Annotated in this window: 1 rRNA gene; it reads left to right on the forward strand. The window is 53.5% G+C overall.

The annotated features are described in order from the left end of the window. A 23S ribosomal RNA gene (locus KI367_RS26870) occupies positions 1-256 on the forward strand; the annotation flags it as partial.

A 256-nucleotide genomic window follows, 5' to 3' on the forward strand; every position in this document is an offset into this window, starting at 1 on the left:
GATCCGGTGAAATTTTAATACCTGTGAAGATGCAGGTTACCCGCGACAAGACGGAAAGACCCCATGGAGCTTTACTGCAGCTTGATATTGGATTTGGGTACGATCTGTACAGGATAGGTGGGAGCCTAAGAAGCATGAGCGCCAGCTTGTGTGGAGGCGACGTTGGGATACCACCCTGATCGTATCTAGGTTCTAACCTGGTACCGTGATCCGGTACGGGGACAGTGTCAGGCGGGCAGTTTGACTGGGGCGGTCG

Source organism: Paenibacillus cookii, assembly GCF_018333375.1.
GTDB classification, from domain to species: domain Bacteria; phylum Bacillota; class Bacilli; order Paenibacillales; family Paenibacillaceae; genus Paenibacillus_AQ; species Paenibacillus_AQ cookii.